The organism is Paenibacillus sp. WLX1005 (assembly GCF_046603685.1).
Classification (GTDB): Bacteria; Bacillota; Bacilli; order Paenibacillales; family Paenibacillaceae; genus Saccharibacillus.
On record NZ_CP176756.1, the window covers coordinates 3304679 to 3326069 of the forward strand.

Below are 21391 nucleotides of genomic sequence, written 5' to 3' on the forward strand. Positions count from 1 at the left end.
GTATTCAGATCATCCCATTAGATCGTCCAAGTCATACACAGCACCCAATCGTTACCACGTCCGCTTGAAGGCGCTTTCCATTCTACATATAATTCTCTCCGCCGTTCTGGTTCTGGCAGATCGTGAATGCTACCTGTGCGTGGGCAATACCAGTGTGCTTGCCAGTTGTGCGAAGGCAGGCTGTTTGTTTTAACTTTAACATACAGTCCATGCGGACAATAGACGAATATGTAGTTTTTCCCTTGTATAGCGACCGGGTAATTACTTCCAGTTGGTGTATGATGCAATATATGCTGTGCAGGCTTGGCGGTGTGCAGGTCGACACGCTCCAACAGATGGCGCATATGCTGCATCTGCCATGCACCCGGACGCTGCAACGCCTGTTGCCACGGCATAATAAAATAACCCTCCTGCTCACCGCTCCATGCGGGATCATCTACTCCATTGTACATAGACCAAACCGAATGATGACCATACGTATGACCACATGCTCCGCTAAATACCGCATAATACGCCGCTTGCCTTACATCCGCCTCGTCAAAATAGCCATGCTCCGCTCGAAAATCAATCGGTATATCTTCATAACACGGCTCGGCATCCAGTGTTGGACGCACCGGCTGTAAATGGTAATCATGCTGTACAAGACGATAGTTATCTCGCACACCTGCGCCATGACTAGACTGAATCATATGAAAATCAAGCCACGGTTCGTCCTGCACATACAGCGAAGATGACACTCCGCCCTTCGGATGAAACGTAATCAGTTGGCGCGTGCTGGATGTACCCTTTTGCTCACTGTCTGATGGGGTAGTATCATCTTCGGCGTTATACTGACTGCCACGTAGCCCTTCTGCCATCTGATGAATACTGTCAAAATGCTTTCGCGTTTGCAGCGCTCGGTCGCCGCCTAGCACCCAGATTATGTGGACATGCCCACCATACCGCTGATGCAGCCATTGTCCATATTGGTAAGCCAGCTCGGGGTTGAAAATCTCTGGTCCCGCTCCGCCTGCTAGATGGAACTTGTCTCCCCATGTTGGCAGTAGAGCGACATACAATCCATGAGCGGCAGCCATATTTAATACGGTATCCACATGATCCCAATAGCTGTAATCTCCATCGGTATCTGGTTGAAACAGATGATGCTCATCATTTGAATCCATATGCAGTGGCAATCTGCCATACGCGTTCGGTGTACGCAATCCATCGCGCTCTGCCAGCAGTACCGTTTGAATAACATTGAATCCCTGCTCTGCACGAGTTCGCAAATACAGTTCCGTTTCCTCTATATTCAGCCGATGCAGCAGTTCCCATGCGGTATCTGCCAACCAGAAAAAGGGCTGGCCGTCGGCGGTATTTAGGAAATGCCCGTCACCGCTAATGCAGAGTGGCTGAAGATTGGGAGGATTTGCGATAGTATCTGTTTGTTGATTGAACTTGGGCATGTCGTGTATTCCCCTTTCAGCGAATATACAGGTATAGATTGGGTGCTAGGTGCTGAGTGTTGCTTGTTGCTTGTTGCTTGTTGCTTGTTGCTTGTTGCTTGTTGCAAGTATTATCACATGTGAATAATTCTAACTGTTCCATTAACAATGGATTTGAACGATTTAGACACGAGAGGCAAAGCCTTCACTTTACTGGCTTTGCCTCTCATTCTACGATTCGTGTTTATTGGTATATTTCACATATCCGTATTTCGCATATTCGTGTATTCGTGTATTCGTGTATTCGTGTATTCGTGTATAGTTCGAACCGTATGGTTTGCTTTTTGAATCATTACTTACGACTTTTACTCACTTCTTTTATTCACTTACTGAATAACAATCTCCGGCGTGCCTTTGATGCCAAAGCGAACGAAGCAATATCGATCAGTATAAATATGCTGACCAGCAAAATTGCCATCCGTCCAGCTCGGTGTATCACGGAAACTATCTGGACCGACCATCGTCAATTCGCCGCGCACATGATGATGAGGACCGAGCAGATTGCGACAGCTCGACATCAATTCTAGCGACACCTCATTGATACCCGGCTGCAACCAGTCGGTAATGTCCGCTTCATACGGCGCCCACATCCACGTATGCACCTCACGTCCGTTTAACCACAATCGCGACAACACCGCATCCGGTCGATTCCAGACAAAGGTAGCCGTCTGCCCCTTTTCCAGCGGTGGCACTTCCAATTGCTGGGTCAGCGTCACATTGCCCGCATAGAAGTTCAATCCTTGTGTTGTCAGATTACCCGTTTGTACCGACCGCACTGGATCTTGCAAAATGAAATCACCATCGGTATAGATCGCTCCACGTTCGCCTTCTTCATACCCACCCTTTGCCTGTACATCAAAGTCGCCCAGTAGATAGATGCTTTCCAGTTCGGTATCGTAAAATAACTTATTTCCCTCAGATTCAAACTGCTGCGCACGAGCAGCGGCTTCATACGTTTCTTCCGAGTTGCGGAATGTACCGCTGATCAGAATCTCATTTCTACCCGGCTGCACACGTCCACGCAAATCCAACTTTCGAAAAGCAATATCCCGCCACCAGCCCAATTCCTGTGATGGCAAAATCTGTCCGTTCACTACGATCTCATATCGATGCGGCTGCTCCATAATCAGATACCATTCACGATCCAGATAAGCTCCCGCTTCCACCTCAAACGTAAATTCCAGCTCTATCTTCACCGGTCTGCCTAGCTGCACCAATTCATCCTGTATAAAAATAACCGGTTTACGCTCCTGCCATTGTCCACCGTCCACACGCAAACGACACATATCCAGCGTCAAGCTGTTAAGATCGGTTTGCTGAAGTTGCCATTGCTCCTGAAGTGGAATCGTAACAGTGTGCGCCGGATTCATCTCCAACCTCGTATTTACATTTGTATTCGCGGTTGTATTGGTGTCCATGCTTGCGTTCGTTAATGCATTGGTATTCAACGCAGGAATTGATGATGTATCTAACGCTTCTTGTTGAGCAGTAAGTGAATGATTGATATTGGAGATGCTCCCATCTACCTCTCCTTGTGGATGTGGCGCTTGCACAATTACGCGCAGCATATAGGACTCTGCTGGGGCAAATGTAAGCTTGATGGTCGTCTGGTCATGCTGATGGATCATACTATTTGGGGACATCGCTGTTAGCTCCACACACTTGCCAGTTTGCAGATCGATTCGCTGAATATGAAGCGCAAGCGATGCGTCATCTTCAATATCCGACACCGACACATACGCAGCATGGTATGCCGCTGCTGCTGATAGCGATGCATGCGGAATAACAAATTCGGCACTGTATCCATGCACCCGATCCGTATTGACGAGATAGATTAGCGTTTCCTCATCTAGCATACTGATGCGGCTGAGCAATACCGCTTGCCCCGTTTGATCAGTTGTCTCAGTGACTTCGTTATCAAACCATTCCTGTTGCTGGATGTTATCCGGTTGGCTGGATAGCTCGGCGGAATGTCCGCCGTCTGCGCCGATGGCGGCGGTCGTATAACTTGGATGTTCCTCGCCGGCAGCGGCAGGGTGCTGGATTAACTGCGTCAATTCCAGTCGTGCCGGTACATGTGCTTCCAGATAGCTTGCCAATGCTGAGCGTTCTAGCGGCAGACAAGGGATACGGCTTTCCAATACTGCCAGACGATGATCACGTTTTCCTTCCACTGATGAGGGCAGTGTGCCGAGCGCCAGCACCTGCCCTCCCTGCTCCAATACTTGCAGCAGCAAATCCAGCGTATGCGAAGCAATCGTCAACATCGGTGGCATAATCACAGTGTGATAACTGCTCTGTCCGATGACAAATTGCCCTGCTTGTACATGTCCATGACCATCAATAATACTTTCCGAGCCGTAATCATGACCGTAATGCAGTCCACATAACCATTCGCTTACCGCTACAAAGTCACGATTCAACCGCTCGCCTTCTTCATACGTGCGGTTGTTATACACCAGCCATGCCGACCGAATCGGATGCAGTAGCAAAATATCATGCTGCGGTGTACTTTCAGACAACAACAACGACAATCGACCAAAATAATCATTAAACCGACTATAATCGCTCCACCACGGCTGCTGGTAATACAAAGATGGTGGATAATCCCGTTTACGAATCCCGCGCATACTGTACCCTTCCAGATGCTGACACATAAGATTGATGCCATGCACATATTGCCATTCAGCAATCCATTTCAGATCGGCAAATGATACATTCCAGCCACTACATCCAAATGTCTCGGACAATACAAATTTCTGTCCAAGCTGGTGTGCTACCGAGCTGGCTTGCTTCGGAGTAAGCGGATTGTCGATGAAGCGTCCCAGCCAATCGATCCCCGGCGTCTGCATATACGCATATGACGCCATCGCATCGCCAACCGAACTCGTCTGAGCTGTCAAATGATCTTCGCATACCACATGCCCGGTCAGCCGAATCTGGTGTTCCCCACACCAATCGCCAATCTGCTTCATAAACGACTCTGCAAACAGTCTCGTCGCCAGCTCCCAGAACCGGTAACGTACTTCCTCATGCCCTTCTAGCTCCAAAAAGATCAATGGTAGCTCATCCAGCAAATGAGGTACATCATTCGCTACATTGCCGTCACTCTCTGTGCCAGAACGCTTATGAAGTTCTGTGTGAGACTGCTCACTGTGCTGTCTGTACGCATCTGCATACTGCTGCTCCAGCGTAAACGACCACGGAATCTGATTGCGCCCATATTGCGGTTCATCTGTAAAAAGCCCTGCGACTGCCTGACCAAAATGCTCAGCAAACCGATCGGCATATTGTTCATACGTAGATTCGATAAATGCACGCACTACCTGTGCATCCAGCGTATCGATGTAATACGGATTGACCTCGTAATATATGCGTAGTTCGGCGCGGTGCTCCTCACCCGGCTGTATCCGTACATAACGATCCTGTTCCCGGTAATACAGCGCAATCGTACGCTCATCATACCGTTGATCTGAATCCTTCATCGTGGTATCACTGTGTTGATTATGTTGATACGAGTCTTCAGCATCGGCACTCATCTTGTCCTGATCAAGCCACTCCATACGTAGCAGTTTCTGCTGATAGTCCAGCCCAAGCTGCGGTACAAAGCCGTCGGCAAATCCGCTGGGCCAGCCATTTTCGTCATAACACCATACTTGCATGCCGAGACGTTCTCCTTCGTCGATTCCGGCAGCAATGCACTCCATCCACTCATCGCCCATATATGGCGTTTCCAAGCCAGCACGCGCGTGCATAATATAGCCGCCTAGGCCTGCTTTCTTCATCTCCCGCACCTGCCGCCGAATCTCCTGCGGATCCATGCGATCATTCCATGACCAGAATGGAATAGCACGGTAGATCGCAGGCGGATCAAGCAAATGTTCATACAACTCGCTAGCAGACAAACGATCGTGATGTTGCGTATGTTCAGTATGCTGCTGTGTTGTACGCTGTGTCTGCACTTCAGTGGATACATGATCTGACTTCATAGCGTTCCCCCCAGATTGCGTATGATTGGGCTAAGACTCCATTTACATGCACATGAATACGATTCTTTTTATTAGCGTTGCGATCACTTCACATTCCACGCTCGCACAGACAACGATTCATGTGAATCTACACCAATGATCCGACTCTCACCACTGTCCAACCAGAAAAAATGATCTTCCGCTACCAAAATAGAGTGTATTTTTCTGTTCATAGAGCGTGTGTTTTCGCTGACATTCAAATTTGAATTTTCGTCGTTCTGTGAAGAACTACTAGTAAGACTATACAGTTCAACAGCAACAGCCGGAAATGAACCGGTATTTGTTATTTTCACCTGACGTGTATACCGTGAAGGCGATACCACGTCATCTGCTGTATGTTTGCTCACATCTGTACCTGAAGACTCTTTCGCCAAATTCGAAGCGGAAGCGGGTAATACATGCTCATCCAACTCCAATGTCGTTGTTGGCAGATTCATTAGCACACCTGGTCGTGCATCAAAATTCAGCCAGTAAAACGTTCGATACAGTACCTGCTCTGCCTGTACAAGCTCCGATACGACTAGCAGCGGCGCGTCGTCCAGCGGTGCAGCGTCTAGCTGAATCTCACCCAGCTTGTGCACCTGCTGCGCGGCAAGAAGCGCTGGTTGATTGTGAGATGGAGACAGCGAATCCTCATCATGCTGCAATGGCTGATGTTTCGTTTCCGAATGATCTTCCCCGGCTTGCCACGCTTCGGATTGCAGCAATTGCAATTGGGCGTCGTAGACACGGACACCTGCCGTCCAGTTCCCATTTTGCCAATCTAGTTGTTGGCGCTCGTCCAGCAGGTATACAGGTAGCGTCTGATGAACATCCGGGCTATTCAGCTTCTCAAACAGAACCACTACAGCTAACGGCGCATACGAATCGGCTGTAAAATAATGCGACATCTTCGGTACACCATACCAGTCCACCGTCGCCCATGATACCCCTGGATACACATCATTCAGCTTGTATGTAACGACCCCGGTCTGCTGCGGCCAGTGACAGCGAGCGCGCTCCATTTTGTGACGGAGTGAGACGACCTGCGCCAATTGTGTACCGATAACAAACTGTGCCAGCGATTCACACGGTACAAACGAACCGGCAAATTCAGACAGAATGCGCATCTCATCACGCGTATTAAATGCTGGCAAATGATGATAAAAGCTCCGCCCCAGCTCTGGCGGCCATTGATCTTGTTCTGTTTCCGGCATATAACGCTGCACCGATTCCAGCACGGGAGCAGATGCCAGTCCAAATTCACTCAGCAACATATCGTCCAATCCAGCATAATAGTCAAAGCTATACGCCGGTGTCCAACCATTCCAGACGATATGATCATGTGTACTTCCACCTAGCGGATCAGTACGGTGAAATGGACGCGTATCATCCAGCTCAATACTATAGCGCCCCATCATATTCATCGATTCATGCTCCAGTTCGCTACTCGTTTCATTGCCACCGCCCCACATAACCAGCGATGGATGATTGCGCAGTCGTAGCGTATTGCGTCGCACCGTCTCTTCCAACGCATCGTAGGGCTGATTGGCATGACTTCCCCAGCACGTCGGCCACTCCTGAAGAATCATAATGCCAAGTCGATCACACAGATCGTAGAAATCATCCGTTTCCGGCATACCGCCGCCCCATGCTCTCATCATATTCACATGCTGATCCGCCGCTAGTTGAAGGAAATGTTCATACTGCTCCCGTTGGAAATTCATTAACGCATCCAGCGTGCACCATCCAGTTCCTTTGGCGAATACCGGTACGCCATTCACCGCAAATGTCCAGTTATACAGCTCCTCATTCGTTCCTTGCGGCGAAGGCAGCATGTCAATATGCCGGATACCGAATGTCGTTTCCACCACATGCCCGTTATGATGAAGTCTCTCGCTCTCGCCATATACATAAGCAAGACGCAAGCGATACAGAGGTTGTTCTCCCATATCCAGCGCCCACCATAGCTGTGGTTGCGGTATATCCAGCTGAATATGCACAGACTCATCACCAGACGACCACTGCCCTGCCTGCGGCTCCCATGTAAAAGATACCGCCTGCCCGTCGCCCTGTTCCGGTTCAATCACACCATGCACCACATCCCCAGCCTGCACCTGCCCTGATAAGGTAAACGACACATCCACCTGCCCTGCCAATGCCTGCTCCAAACTGAGCGCCGCAACAAACGGATGGCGAATTTCTACTCTATTCGTCGCTTCCAATGTGACCGATTGCCAGATCCCTACCGCTGGCAGATTGACATAGTGCCAGCCATAGTTGCAATTGAATACCACGGTCGAATGCCAGATGTTCCACTCATTGCCAAGCGGTGCCGGATGCACACGCACGATCAGCGTATTGTGTTCTTCCAACAGTCGTCCCACTTCGTGCTCCGGTCCGCCGAATGCGCCATTATGATATCCCAGCGCCTGACCATTCAGCCATACATCGCAGGCAGGCGATACGCCTTCAAAGATCAACCGTGCCTGCCGCCACTGCTCCATATGTTCCAGTTCAAACTCCACTTTATGCCACCATGTGCGATGACTGTACACCTTGGCAGCATCGGCATGTTCGCCAAAGCTCGGATCGTCCAGTACACCATTATCCACCAACGCCTGATGAATACTGCCCGGTATATTCACTACATACGCATCGTCCCACGGTTGCTGCAAACGCTGCTGCTGCTCGCCTTCCTCTGCCATTTGCCATTGTCCATTCAGTAGTACATGCGGGGCGGAAATGATCGTTCCCGTCTGCTGTTGCCAGTTTGTCTGCGCCTGTTGCCGCGTCAGCTGCTCTATGTGGATATCACTAATAGGCTGATCCCACGGCGTATGTTGGGCGTTGAAGCTCTGGCGATCGATCTGATCTTTGCTGAGCGCATGTCGTGTATTCAATCTGTTCACCTTCCTTTGCATTCGGTTACGTACATGTGTATCGAAGCCAAGCTTTACATGAGAATGTTGCAACAATCGCTTGACCGCAAGCAGCCAACACTACATAGAAACGTAACCCTTCACCCGGCTGCGAGTTATGAAGTCTGCACCGTTGCAAGCAAGGGCAACTCCGTAACACGCGGCACATGATCAAGGGTTAGCGTTTATCTGATACATGATGAATCACGTCATGTTTACAAGAACATTGTTCTATACCATCGGATGTAGCACGATATCATCTACTTGCTGAGATTACTGTGCATTCAGCTTCACATCGTCAAGGAATGCGGTATTATCACCCGTTGTCGATGTCGCAGCAAAGCGGATCGTATGATTGCCTGCCGTTACTGTAAATGCGTTAGTCGCATAGGTGGCATACGTTCCAGTATTCGGTGCGAAGCTACCGACTTTGTTGCTATCGACGTACACATCGAAGCTTTGCGTACCGCCCAGATTGGTGCGCTTGGCTCCCTTAAAGCTGAGTGTATACGTACCAGCAGCCAAATTTGCCTGCTGCTGAATACTGCCGTTGACACCGCCATCTGTTTTCAAATAAGCCGTTTGCGTTCCTTCCGGTGCATTGGCAGCAGGTGCGAACACACTGCCATTGCCTTGCAAACCAGCACGAGAATCGAATACCCAGTCGCTTGTAAAGGGACCGACTTTTGTTTTGGTACTGCTGGTGGAGGCAATTGCTGGAGCTTCAAAGCCCGTATTTTGCAGACCTGTAGTTACCGGCGGCTCTGGCTCGGTCGCTCCCGAATCAGTACGGATAATCATATTGTCAAGGAATGCAGTATGATCGCCAGTCGTCGATGTCGCGGCAAACTTCAACGTATGCTTACCTCCCGTGACGGTAAAGGCATTTGTCGTCAATGTTGTAAACGAACTGGACGACGGTGCGAAGCTGCCAACTTTCTGGCTATCTACATACACATCAAAAGTCTGCACGCCATAGCCGCTGCGCGTTGCCGCTTGGAAGCTGAGCTTGTATGTGCCTGCTGGGAAGTTCAATTGCTGACTGATTGTACCGTTTACCCCGCCGTCTGTTTTCAGATAAGCGGTTTGCTCGCCGGATGGTGCATTGGGAGCGCCGAATACGCTGCCGTTATGCTGAATACCAGCGCGTGAGTCGAATGTCCAGCCGTTTGTAAATGGACCAACCTTGGTCGAGGTGATCGCTGGCTTTTCAAAATCAGTGTTGAAAATAGTAACAACGGGCACTTCGCTCGGAATAGTTTTCGTATAGAAACAACGTTTGTCGAAGCCTGGTGCAGGATCGCCGCCAAAGGCGTCATCCGTACAGAGCGCTCCATCGGTAAACGTTTTGTATTTGAAAATACCATCCGCTCCGTATGCTACCATCGCCTGACCGGTAAAGGAGCACGTCTTGCCTTCATACATACAGAACTGGTAACCGTCCGGTCCAGCCGATTGATCCAGCGTTTTGTATAATGCCGAAGTAACGCCAGAATTGTCTAGCCCCGACTTGATCGCAATCGCCTTCAACATCGTTGTCCCACCGTTTGGCAAAATGACTGCATTGCTATATAACGTGGATGAAGCGGTTGGTGTGCTACCATCTGTCGTATAGCGTATTTGCGCACCAGCGGTGCTACTTTCGATAAAGACTGCTTCTGCTGAATTGTAGATACCCGGCTCCAAGCTGAAGGTCAGTGCATCTACCCGCGTGCTGATAGAACGCGGCGTGACTTTGATCAATGCAATGCCGTATGCGCCAGTATCACTACCACTAGCTGCCTTGATCGCAACCAGCTTCTCCGTTGCTACATCCGGCGCGGTGTATAGACCGTTCGCGGTAATAGAGCCGTTATTGCCACCAAGTACCGTCCATGTCACATTACCGGCAGCCAGCGTATACGTATCATCCGTTGCAGTCGCCTCCTCTGCCGATGTCGTAGTCGCTGTTTGTACAGAGGTATTTAAGTCAGATGCAGTTGTCGTACGGTCTGCTACAGATGATGAATCCACTGGATGTTCAGATTCTTGGTTGGTTTCCGATGTTGCCTGCTCATCGTTCGCTGGTGTGGAAATGGTATCTTCCGAATCTGAAGCGGCTTTATCGTACACATCCTCCGCTACAGCCGTTGTATTCGCATAGGTAGAATCGATCACGTTGGCACTCAGTTGCAGCGTTTGTCCACCAGTCACTGTCTTCTCCACAGGTGTCACTTCTACCTGAGTTTGCGGTTTGGCTGTCGTATAAATAGATACCTGATATCCCGTATCCGTGCTATTGTCTGTAAAGGAATTGGTCGCTGCGAATGCGCCTTCCACTGGCGGCAAGATCGCATTCGTATTGCGCGTTACATTGTCGCGATACGTCAACTTGTAAAAGGTTTTGTTGACGTTGGTATTGCCGAAGTTAACGGTCAGATTTTTGGCAGTGCCTGCTTTCGATTCAACGAGCAGCGTATAATTGCCATCCTGCCCTTTAAAAGCGGCTGCCCGTACGTCATCTGCTCCGCCAGTGCTCACCTTCAACACATCGCTATGTTCAGGAATATAGCGGTTCAAGAAGCCTGCCGAATAGTACGTTTTGCGCGGTGTACGATCCAGCGGCAGTGAATGCCACATTGTGTACGTACCGTTCGTATCCCCATCTGGATCGGAGCTCCATGCACCGTTCATTTGCCACATGACCGCGCCGTGCAAACCGTCATTAGCGGCTCGGATGACAGAGTTGGCAAAGCCTGCATCCCAATTGCTGGCGTCGTCATCTGCCCAGCCAAATTCGGTCATCACCACAGGCTTGGAACCAGCAGCCGTTTTGCGGTCAGAAATCACTTTGCTCAAGCCGTCATAGCTCGTGCCATAGACGTGGAATGTGTATACGTCAAATGCACTGTCTGCGTTATTCTTCATGTATTGCATCCAGTCCAGTGCACCTGTTTCTTCCGGTCCCCAGATTTCCACATCGTCGCGCAGACCGTCAGCAGTTAGTTTGTCGCTGACCTTTTGCACCATCTGAGCGTAGTAGGCTTTCTGGTCGGCAGGTCCTTCAAAGTCCCAGCTGCCATTCGGTTCATTGTAAAAGGTTAAGTACTTGATGTTGTTGTAGCCGCGATTGTTCAGCAGCTCATTCAGCGCTCTGGAAGCGGACACTGCATACGCATCCAGATCCTTCGGTGCGCTGACATACGGATCTTTCAGACCGGGAATATTAAACCAGTCCTGAACAGTGCTACCCACCTTCCAGCCAAAATTCAGCTCTACTTCAGTACCTGCACTTTTTAGTGCATCCATGTATTTGTAGAAAGCCTTCATCTTGTCGCTATCAAAGGTATATGTACCTTTGGCTGGCTCCATCCAGTCGATCTGGAACCAGACACGCGCCACCTTCGGCTGGATCTTCTCGATTCGATTCACATCCATTGCCCAGTACGCATCGTTGTAGCCATATTTGGTGCCAAGCGGCATCAGATTCGTTGGAATGATATTCACACCGACACCGAGAAAATCGGATTGCACGACATTGCTGCTATCCACCGTAATCGTGCGTGTTACCGCAGCCGCTTCCGCCGTCTTCACCGTTCCTCCCGGCGCAATCACTGCCAACACTAGCAATAGTAGAGACAGTAGCAGCACCGCAACCCCAAACACGCTGAATGCTGATCTGGATTTGTTGTTCATTCGTTCCTCTCCTTTTCGTATGCAAAATATGAAGTATGCGTATTACGCGAACCATTGGCTATCTTCCATTGCTTCTTCATCATAGGTCAAAGATAGCGCTTACAAATTGAAAAATACACAGAATAAATTGAATTATATACAGATGTTATTTGTGATAACTCAGTCGGTATAGACACTCGCGTTGAACAAAATTACGATTCGCTTGAACAATCTGCTCCACGTAAAAAGGAGCACAGCAGTCGTGTTGTACTCTCGCTGTACCCCTCATTTGCATCCTTTTAAGCATTGCCGCTCACTACATATGTTTCATGCTATCGCGGTTATTTCATGTTATCGCGGTCATGCTGTGTATCACCAATCACATTGTGTATTGCGAATCCACAAAGAATTGCATCATAAACTGCTTGAACACCGCCGCATGGGTATTGCGTCGCGCCGAGCGATGCTCTACCATGCCATGCTGAATCCACACCGGCTCGCCCAAATCAAGTCTCTGCAATTGTGCTGACTGCAATTCACTTTCCACTGAACGCTTCGGCATCAACGCAATGCCTGCCCCGCCCATGACTGTTTGCTTGATCATTTCCAGACTGGCATAGGTGATATTCCGATAATCTCGCTTGCCGCAATCTTTTAATATTTGATCTGTGAGACTCTGATACATGCAGTTATTGCCAAAGCCAATGACACGCAGCTCTTGCTGCATGATATGTTCAGGATCCATATTTGCAGCACATACAAACATAAATTCCTCCTGCAATATAGGGGTGTATTCCAATTGCGCCATTTGCGGATCAAATGGAACGATGCCGTACTCTACCTTCAGATTGATCACATCATCTACGATCTGTTGCTGAAATCCAGTCGTCAGCTCGATGTCCAGATTAGGATACTGATCAAGAAACTGGACAAGTGGACTATACAACTGGGTTACACAAAACGATTCCAGTGCCTTGACCTTAATCGTATTCCGCACATTGTGAATCTCGTCGTTCATCTCCTGCGCCAGCTTGCTGAACTGATGTGCATATTTGGCGAAAATCTCACCTTTATCGGTCGGCGTAACTCCGTGAGTTTTACGATCAAACAGCTTCGCACCGATCATATGCTCAAGAATCTGAATATGATTCGTAATCGATGATTGGGAAAAACTAAGTACGGATGACGCTTTGCTAATATTGCGGTACTCATATACTTTTAGAAATGTATGGATGTATTTCCCTTCCAGCTGATGAAGCACGATATGCACCACCCATCTGTATATTCGATATTGGTATTAGTATTATCAATTATACAGATAGCGTTGTAGCGTGTACAATGATCCATACAATCTCATTTTTGAAAGACGGTGCACACAATATGACTATTCTTAAACAGTATCTCCGCAAATTCTACACTACTACACGCTCTCCATTACCGATCTATCTTGAGCAAGCATGGTGGGCTTTTGTCGGTGGTACGATTGCCGTTTTGGTATTAGAAAGTTTGTCTCGCAGTATGGATATTACGTTGCTAATCGCACCATTTGGAGCCAGCTGTGTGCTGGCATTTGCGCTGCCAGAAGCACCATTATCACAACCGAGAAATATTATCGGCGGACACTTTATTACGACATTATGCGGGCTGATTATCGCTCATCTATTCGGTCACGGCATGTGGGCATTGGCACTTGGCGTCGGTCTGGGCATCGCTGCCATGCTATTGACCAAAACTACGCATCCACCTGCTGGCGCTAACCCTATTATCGTTATCACTTCTGCAAGCTCGTGGTCGTTCCTATTTCAACCCGTGTTGATAGGTTCTATCGTTATTGTCTGTATCGCCTTGCTATACAACAATCTGTTCAAAAACAAAAAGTACCCTTCATTTTGGCTGTAATGGATGAGTCTGCTGTGCATCTACTGAAGGCATATTCATTGACTTCCAGTCGCTCCTGCCATGAGAAATAAGAGGAGTAAAAAAATAACTTTTATAAGTTATTCAACATGTAGCAGATAACAGAATCTGCAAACCTTTTTTTCAAATCTCCTCTTGCAATCGTAAAATTCCTGTATTACAATGAGCCTACGATTTTGACCGGTCGGATGAATCGTGATGATAGCAATATTGGAACCTGCACGCATCTCGATGATTCAATCATCCTTTACGTGTGTAATCATCAAGCAAAGACAGCCGCTTGGACGGCTACGATAAATACATTCTATGACGGGAAAGAGTACGTTATGATTCTGTTCACCAGAGAGTTGGGTCAGGTGTAAGCCAACGTTCAGAATATAACCGAAGCCATCCCCGAGAAGCAGGCTGAACTTACAGTAGGTGCTGCCGCATTTCCAGCGTTAACGGGAACACGTATTAATGGATACGTTGCAGAGTGCCGCTTTGTCATGAAGCGGAACCAGGGTGGTAACACGGGCAAAGCTCGTCCCTTTTCAGGGGCGGGCTTTTTTTGTTTTCTGTTTTCAGATCATCGATATACCAATGAATTTGCCAATAGACAGGTACACACAATCGAGGAGGAACTTAGGATGAGCACAATAACAACAAGCCCCGGCAGCAGCTTGATTACGCCGCTAGTACAGGAGATGCCGCAGTCCGGAATTCGCAAGTTTTTTGATTACATTTCTGGACGTGACGATATTATTTCACTCGGAATCGGTGAGCCTGACTTCAAAACGCCGCGTGTCATTCGCGAAGCTTGTATGGCTGCACTGGAACAGGGTCGGACGGAATATACACCGAATGCCGGGCTGCTGGAACTGCGTCAACGGATTGCTGGATATTTGCAGGATACGCACAAGGTCAGCTATGATCCCGCAGATGAGATCATGGTGACAATCGGTAGCAGTGAGGCGCTGGATCTGGCACTGCGTGTACTGATTCAGACTGGCGACGAGATTCTAGTGCCATCGCCGTGCTATGTCTCTTATTCTCCGATTACCGGATTGTGCAGCGGAACCACCGTGGAAGTGCAGACGAGCGCAAGCAACGACTTCAAGCTGACCGCCGAAGAATTGGAAGCTTGCATTACTCCTCGTTCCAAACTGCTGATTCTTAGCTATCCAAGCAATCCAACCGGTGCTGTGATGAGCTATGACGATTGGCTGCCGATTGCACGTCTGGTGGAAAAATACAATCTGTTCGTGCTGTCAGATGAAATCTATGCAGAATTGACCTATGGCAGTCAGCATGTCAGCTTTGCCGCTATGCCGGGTATGAAAGAACGAACGCTGCTAATTAGCGGATTCTCCAAAGCATTCGCGATGACTGGGTGGCGTATCGGTTATGTATGCGGTCCATCCGAAGTGGTGAAACCGATGCTGAAAATTCATCAGTATACGATTATGTGCGCTCCGATTCTGGGACAGATTGCTGCTATTGAAGCACTAAAACCCGCTGGACTGGAAGCAAAAGATATGATGATGGATTCGTACAATCAGCGTCGTCAGATGTTTGTACAGGGATTGCGGCAAGCAGGATTGCAATGCCATGAGCCGCGTGGTGCCTTTTACGCATTCCCTTCTATCGCTCATACCGGATTAACATCAGAGCAATTCGCAGAACGATTGCTCAAGGAAATGAATGTGCTGGTTGTGCCGGGAACCGCATTTGGCGTCAGTGGTGAAGGGTTTGTTCGCTGCTCGTATGCAACATCGACCGAGAAGCTGGAGCAGGCATTGGAGAAGATCGGGCAATTTGTGGGTCAACTGTAAGTCGTGTTTGATGACTGTATTACCATGCTTAGTAATAACGGTACTATCATACTTAGTAATGACTGTAGCATGGTGCTTCGTAATGACTTTGCGATTGTTAGCAACTTGAATATAGAGCAGCTTCATTATAGTTAAGCTGCTCTGTACCCGGCTCAAACCTACTTCTATAGGTACAGTACGAAACAATACAACTCATATCACATTATGAAGCTTGTGCGAATTGTGATAACGAGAAAACAGCCTACAATGAACGATCTGTAGGCTGTTTTTCGTATATTGACTATCGTATACTGACTAAATGAACATTGGGTTCATTTCCAATTCAATATATGGTATTAACATATAAGATTAACCAAATAACTCATCCACCTTAGCACGATCCAGCTTTTGGATCACACGAGTTAGCAAAGTCGCTGCATCGTCAAAATCTTTTTTCGCCATAATCGCATTATGTGTATGAATATACCGCGTTGCAAAGCCCATCGACAACGTCGGACAACCTTTGCCGCTGACGTGGAATTTGCCACCATCGGTACCGCCGCCCGGTACGGTTGCAACCTGTACCGCCATCCCAATCTCCTCAGCGGTATCCATCACCAGATCACGCAAGCCATTATGCGGAATCATCGTTGCATCGAGTAGCAGGAGTAGCGGCCCTTCGCCTACTTTGGAAATGACGTGCTCGCTTTCGAGTCCCGGCATATCATTAGCAATACCTACGTCCAGTGCAAAAGCAATGTCTGGCTCTACCAGATTGGCAACTGTTGTCGCCCCACGCAGACCGACTTCTTCCTGCACGGTTGCACCTGCGTACAGCACATTCGGATGCTGCTGCTCTTGCAATCGCTTCAGCACTTCCACTGCCAGTGCACAACCCGCGCGGTTATCCAATGCTTTGCCGACCCACAGCTCACCATCGCGCATCGTGGTGAATTCGGATACAGGTACGACCCAATCGCCCGGACGAACGCCCATTTGCTTTGCGTCCTCTGCATCACGAGCACCGATGTCGATATACATCTGTTTTAACGGTACGACCTTGTCACGCTCTGCTGGTTCCATACCGTGCGGAGGCTTGGAGCCCACGATACCGATGTAGTCACCTTTGCGTGTTTTTACTTTGACACGCTGCGCCATCACTGTATGTGGCCACCAACCACCCAGCTGTTGAAACCGCAAAAATCCTTTAGGGGTAATACTTGTCACCAGAAATCCGATCTCATCAAGGTGACCGGCGATCAATACTTTCGGGCCGCTGGCATCACCATTCTTTTTGGCGATTACGCTACCGAGACGATCTTTTAGAATCTCGTCGGACAGTGGCTCCAGATAATGTATCATCTCGTCGCGTACACTGCGCTCAAACCCGGATACGCCATCCGCTTCGGTCAATCGCTTCATCATTGCTGTCATTTTATCCAATGCCGTGTCTCCCCTTTGCCTGAAAATACTGACCATAGGTTAATTAGCCATTAGAACGATTGTATGCCAGATGAACAGCATTGGCAATTGTACAGGGTCAACATTTTCAGTAATGATCCAGTCCCATCATCTCAAATGGCAAATGTCGCTGCAATCTCGCCGCAAAGGTTTTCCATTCCAGCACCTGCTCAATATGCTGCACTCCACCCGGTAGATGATCCTGCAACTCTAACAGCATCATCGCCGCCAGCGCAGTAACCTCAGCTGTAGCATGGGACTGATTATGTCCATGAAGCACACAATACCGTTGTACTGGCTTACCATCTTTGCTCCCTTTGGCATCGATACGAATCGCATACCGGTCACTGCCAGCATGGATACTGCCAAATAGTGAAATCATCGCTTGTTGCACCGGAGCAAAACGCAGCAATCGAAATACGCCCAGCTTCTGCACTCCGGCAAGCAGTCGAGTCAGTAGAACAGAGTCAAAGCCTAGCCGCGTGGACACAGTAGGAACATGTAATGTTTGTGCCAATGTCTGCTGATCGGAAAAGGGAAACCGATACACATACTGACGACCGCTGGACTGCTCATACGGCATAGCGACGACGCGCCCATCGGTCAAACTGGAAACGGTCATCGGTTGTCCGTCCGACATTATAGTAAAAGACGAGCCTAACTGTTCCACCGTCCAGCGAATCGCCGCTTCACCATGCCGTTCACCCAGACCAAGCATGATAGAAATATCCAACTGATCTGTGTGATCCATCTCCTGATGCACTGCCGCTGCCAACAGATTGGTTAGCCCTGGTGCCAGACCGATACTAATCAGTGCAGTAGACATAGGTGAAGCAGACGATGTAGGAATATTGGTCGCGGTCGCGGTTGCGGTTATGCTATTTGCAGTATGTGTGCTAGGAGTTGTGGCATACAAACTTGTATGATCGCCCATTGCTTGAGAGAGCGGTATTTGCGTAGCGATCTTCAATTGTTGAATCTGCTGTAAATACTCTCCGTTAGCCGTAATATCCATATAATGAATCCCATGATTCAGGCAGTATTTCACTAGCGTAGTATCGGTCAGATCGAGACACATAATCAGTAAACGAGCAGCAGACAGATCGGGCCATGTGTCTGGCGATGATTGAATATCCCATTGCAGCGGTTGAATCTGTCCATTGGTACTTTGACTGAATGCCTCTGCTGCCGCCGTATTACGCCCTGCGACAATCACGTCATATGATGGCAGCAGACCGGAAGTGTCCTCGGCAATATATTGCACCAACCGCCGCGAAATCTGTTGCCCGACCGTGCCATATCCGCCTACAACAATAATCTGATTACGCACCATCATATTGTCTGTTCCCCTTCCCATGCACGGCGACCACACCAAGCCTGTGTAAATAACGTTTGAAAATAACTTCTTACGTCCACCAGCCCGGCAGAGCTGAGCATCTGCTCCATCTGCTGGACTTCTGGCGGGTAGGACGTTACACCAATCGAATCCACAAATGTATACCAATCTTCGTCAGAAATGTGATGATCCCGCATATGTTCATGCCATGCTTGCATCACCCAGTTCGTTTCCCCTTCCTCCGGCATACCGGATAAACAAGCGACCACAATCGGAGCGCCCGGTTTGACGCTCGCAACTAGCTTGTTCAGCATATCCTGCTGCTGCGATGAATCAGGCAGAAAATGCAGGACGAGAATACAGGAAGCCGCATCGTACAAAGATGGATCAGCGAACGTGTTCCAATCAGCATTGGAGCGTTGAGAGGAATCTTCAGAGTAACGAGAGATTTCCGAATGTAACGGAGTTTCGGAATATAAAAAACTTTCAGAATCCAATGAATCTTCAGAATCCAACGAAGCCTCAGAATAGCAAGAGGTTTCGGTGGAACTGCCAGTATGTTGTTTCTTTTGCGACATGACATCAGTTGCTGAAGCAGCGGCAGACGGCAGATGTTCCACACTTCCTTGATATAAATGGCAACGGTGAGCGACTCCTGTCTCATGCACACGCTGCTGCGCCGTTGCCAGCATACGTGTAGAGGTGTCCACCCCAGTACATTGCCAATGCTCGTATCGGGCTGCCCATGTTACCAATTCCTGTCCGCCGCCTGCACCGATAACAGCAATGTGTCTTGATTGTTTCTGGTCAATGTTAGGGTTGGGACTATTGAGACTCCCCTGATGAGTAGATGGAATCCGTGTGGATTGCTCTCGTTTGTTCATGCCTGCTTCTAGTATTCTGCCGCTTAATTCATATAGCACTGGGTATGCTGGAATTTTGTTGGCGATTGTTTGATGATACTTTCCTGCCACTTCGCTTTGCCAGCTCATGGATGGTTGATTATATTGTTGTTGCATTGGTAACGCTCCTTTCGTTAAGCCATTCGGATATGCTATCGATTGTGGAACAATGAGCGCTTTGCTATACTTTTCTTCATTACAAACGATTCTCAGTACACTGCTTGTGCCAATCTATGCGGACAATAGCTCTTGCTATTCATTATGAAACGAGCACTGCCATTCGCCCATCCCACAAAGCTGGGATTTATGTATATCGACTATATGATCAACCTATCTGGTTCACTATTTTAATCAAGCTACCGGATCATCCGCCGGAGAAACGAGGCTTTGTATGCAATTCCCCCCTTCTCCACACTCTCGACCTACTGTCGATACACCAACACATACACTGCCAGATGTACCGCATCATTTGCCCGCTGCATTGGATAAGGAAATGACATCCTCCATCGTGTATCGGCAGCAGTTGCTGGACTGGCTGAACATCTACATGCCTTTTGGCGGTGCTTGCTGCACAATGGTCGATCCCGACAGTCTCTTATCTGCTGGCGCGGTCGTCGAACAGCAGTTAGAAAGCATTCATACCGGGCTACTGCATTATGAATATCAGCACGCATATGCACACGATGCATACGTACAGCTCGTTCATGCTCAGCCAGCTGTATCGGTATTGAGCCAGCATGATTCTTCGATTTTGCTTGTTCATCCGCGTTATTGTGAGTTGTTGCAGCCTGCTGGTTTTGCCGATGAATTGCGTGCGGCATTGATGTACAAAGGCAAATGTTGGGGCTTTCTCACACTGTATCGTCAACAGCAACATCCGCTTTTCAGCCCAAGCGAAAAGCAATGGATCATCCATCTCGCTCCATTGATCGCAGAGCGGCTGCGCTGGTTTCATCTGCATACGTTGCAGTCTGCGGAGCACAACGATCAGCAGCACGACATATCGCATACTACGCTTGCTCATACCGATATTTCCTATAGCAATATCTCCAATTCTGAGCAGCTCCATAGTAGCGAGACTTCTACCACAACAGTTGCAAATTCTTCTCCAATCGTTGCGGATCAAGGCATTCTGCTGCTATCTTCTGATCTGACCATCCTGTCCTCCAATCGCGTAGCTTCGTCATGGCTGGAACAATTACGTCAGCATGAAAATGAAGAGACTTCGCATCTGCCCCGTCCGCTTCATACGGCGGCATTGCAGCTGCTTCATCAATCGGCGGAAGCTGAACCTTTTCAGGAAAGGGTACAAAGCTGCATTCCGGCGAATGGGCGCTATATCGCAATCAGTGTACAATTGCTGTATACGATGAACAATGATCAGCAGTTATTCATAGAAATGACACAAGCGTCGCCAGAGCAACTCTTCCAGCTACGCTGTGATATGTTCAGCCTGACAGCGCGTGAGCAAGAGCTGATTGCTCATGTCATCAAGGGGCGCTCTACTCGCCAGATTGCCGATCAATTGTACATTTCGTCGTTTACAGTGCAGGATCATTTAAAATCCATCTTCGCCAAAACCAACACGTCCAGCCGTCGCGAACTATTGGCATTGCTACGCAGTTCTTCTATATAACTAGAGGTACATTAGCTAGAGATACTATTTAAAAAGTGAATTTCCTCTAGGTGACTCAACGTGCTTGCTTCGTTCACTTTACGGTTGCTTTTATAGGTTCTTTTTGGATACTGCTCATTTTTTTAGCTCACACTTACACTTATATTCACATTTATATTTGTATTCACACTCATACTTAAACACACTCCCGATACGATGCGAATTCAAATCGCAGTATGCGGGAGTGTGTTATATAGGCAACGACTTCTCAATCCTCTACAATCCCTTACATATCGTTCTA

General features: G+C 48.5%; 11 protein-coding genes and 1 other annotated feature. Of the genes, 3 read left to right on the forward strand and 8 right to left on the reverse strand.

The window, feature by feature from the left end; all coding sequences use genetic code 11:
* Nucleotides 1–17 precede the first annotated feature (17 nt).
* The 5 genes from ACE3MZ_RS14100 to ACE3MZ_RS14120 form a co-directional block, all read right to left on the reverse strand.
* The gene (locus ACE3MZ_RS14100; RefSeq protein WP_411342795.1) at nucleotides 18–1445 is read right to left on the reverse strand and encodes a DUF4038 domain-containing protein; all 1428 of its coding nucleotides are present in this window, start codon (nucleotides 1443–1445) and stop codon (nucleotides 18–20) included.
* A 365-nt stretch (nucleotides 1446–1810) separates the two neighbouring features.
* Nucleotides 1811–5473, reverse strand: a complete 3663-nt coding sequence (locus tag ACE3MZ_RS14105) for a hypothetical protein (protein WP_411342796.1) — start codon at nucleotides 5471–5473, stop codon at nucleotides 1811–1813.
* An 83-nt stretch (nucleotides 5474–5556) separates the two neighbouring features.
* Nucleotides 5557–8394, reverse strand: coding sequence for a glycoside hydrolase family 2 protein (locus ACE3MZ_RS14110; protein ID WP_411342797.1), 2838 nt, complete (start codon nucleotides 8392–8394; stop codon nucleotides 5557–5559).
* Between the two features lie 291 nt (nucleotides 8395–8685).
* Nucleotides 8686–12087 (reverse strand): chitobiase/beta-hexosaminidase C-terminal domain-containing protein, encoded by a 3402-nt coding sequence (locus tag ACE3MZ_RS14115; protein ID WP_411342798.1) that lies wholly within the window; start codon nucleotides 12085–12087, stop codon nucleotides 8686–8688.
* 358 nt (nucleotides 12088–12445) lie between these two features.
* Nucleotides 12446–13327, reverse strand: coding sequence for a LysR family transcriptional regulator (locus ACE3MZ_RS14120; RefSeq protein ID WP_411342799.1), 882 nt, complete (start codon nucleotides 13325–13327; stop codon nucleotides 12446–12448).
* 119 nt (nucleotides 13328–13446) lie between these two features.
* On the opposite strand from ACE3MZ_RS14120, the gene ACE3MZ_RS14125 reads away from it, so the two are divergent.
* Both ACE3MZ_RS14125 and ACE3MZ_RS14130 read left to right on the forward strand, forming a co-directional pair.
* Nucleotides 13447–13965: an HPP family protein gene (locus ACE3MZ_RS14125; RefSeq protein ID WP_411342800.1), complete on the forward strand. Its 519-nt coding sequence runs from the start codon at nucleotides 13447–13449 to the stop codon at nucleotides 13963–13965.
* Between the two features lie 315 nt (nucleotides 13966–14280).
* Nucleotides 14281–14517, forward strand: a binding site (T-box leader).
* Between the two features lie 95 nt (nucleotides 14518–14612).
* Entirely contained in the window at nucleotides 14613–15797 is a 1185-nt protein-coding gene (locus tag ACE3MZ_RS14130; protein ID WP_411342801.1) for an aminotransferase class I/II-fold pyridoxal phosphate-dependent enzyme, read from the forward strand.
* Between the two features lie 348 nt (nucleotides 15798–16145).
* On the opposite strand, the gene ACE3MZ_RS14135 is transcribed toward ACE3MZ_RS14130, so the two are convergent.
* The 3 genes from ACE3MZ_RS14135 to ACE3MZ_RS14145 form a co-directional block, all read right to left on the reverse strand.
* The gene (locus tag ACE3MZ_RS14135; protein WP_411346795.1) at nucleotides 16146–17210 is read right to left on the reverse strand and encodes a M42 family metallopeptidase; all 1065 of its coding nucleotides are present in this window, start codon (nucleotides 17208–17210) and stop codon (nucleotides 16146–16148) included.
* A 115-nt stretch (nucleotides 17211–17325) separates the two neighbouring features.
* A complete protein-coding gene (locus ACE3MZ_RS14140) occupies nucleotides 17326–18573 on the reverse strand; it encodes a saccharopine dehydrogenase family protein (RefSeq protein ID WP_411342802.1) in 1248 nt (415 codons plus the stop codon).
* Complete coding sequence (locus ACE3MZ_RS14145) at nucleotides 18570–19592, reverse strand: class I SAM-dependent methyltransferase (protein ID WP_411342803.1); 1023 nt, start codon at nucleotides 19590–19592, stop codon at nucleotides 18570–18572. The genes ACE3MZ_RS14140 and ACE3MZ_RS14145 overlap by 4 nt, the downstream gene beginning before the upstream one ends.
* Nucleotides 19593–19866: 274 nt before the next feature.
* On the opposite strand from ACE3MZ_RS14145, the gene ACE3MZ_RS14150 reads away from it, so the two are divergent.
* A complete protein-coding gene (locus tag ACE3MZ_RS14150; RefSeq protein WP_411342804.1) occupies nucleotides 19867–21111 on the forward strand; it encodes a helix-turn-helix transcriptional regulator in 1245 nt (414 codons plus the stop codon).
* The last annotated feature ends 280 nt before the right edge of the window (nucleotides 21112–21391 follow it).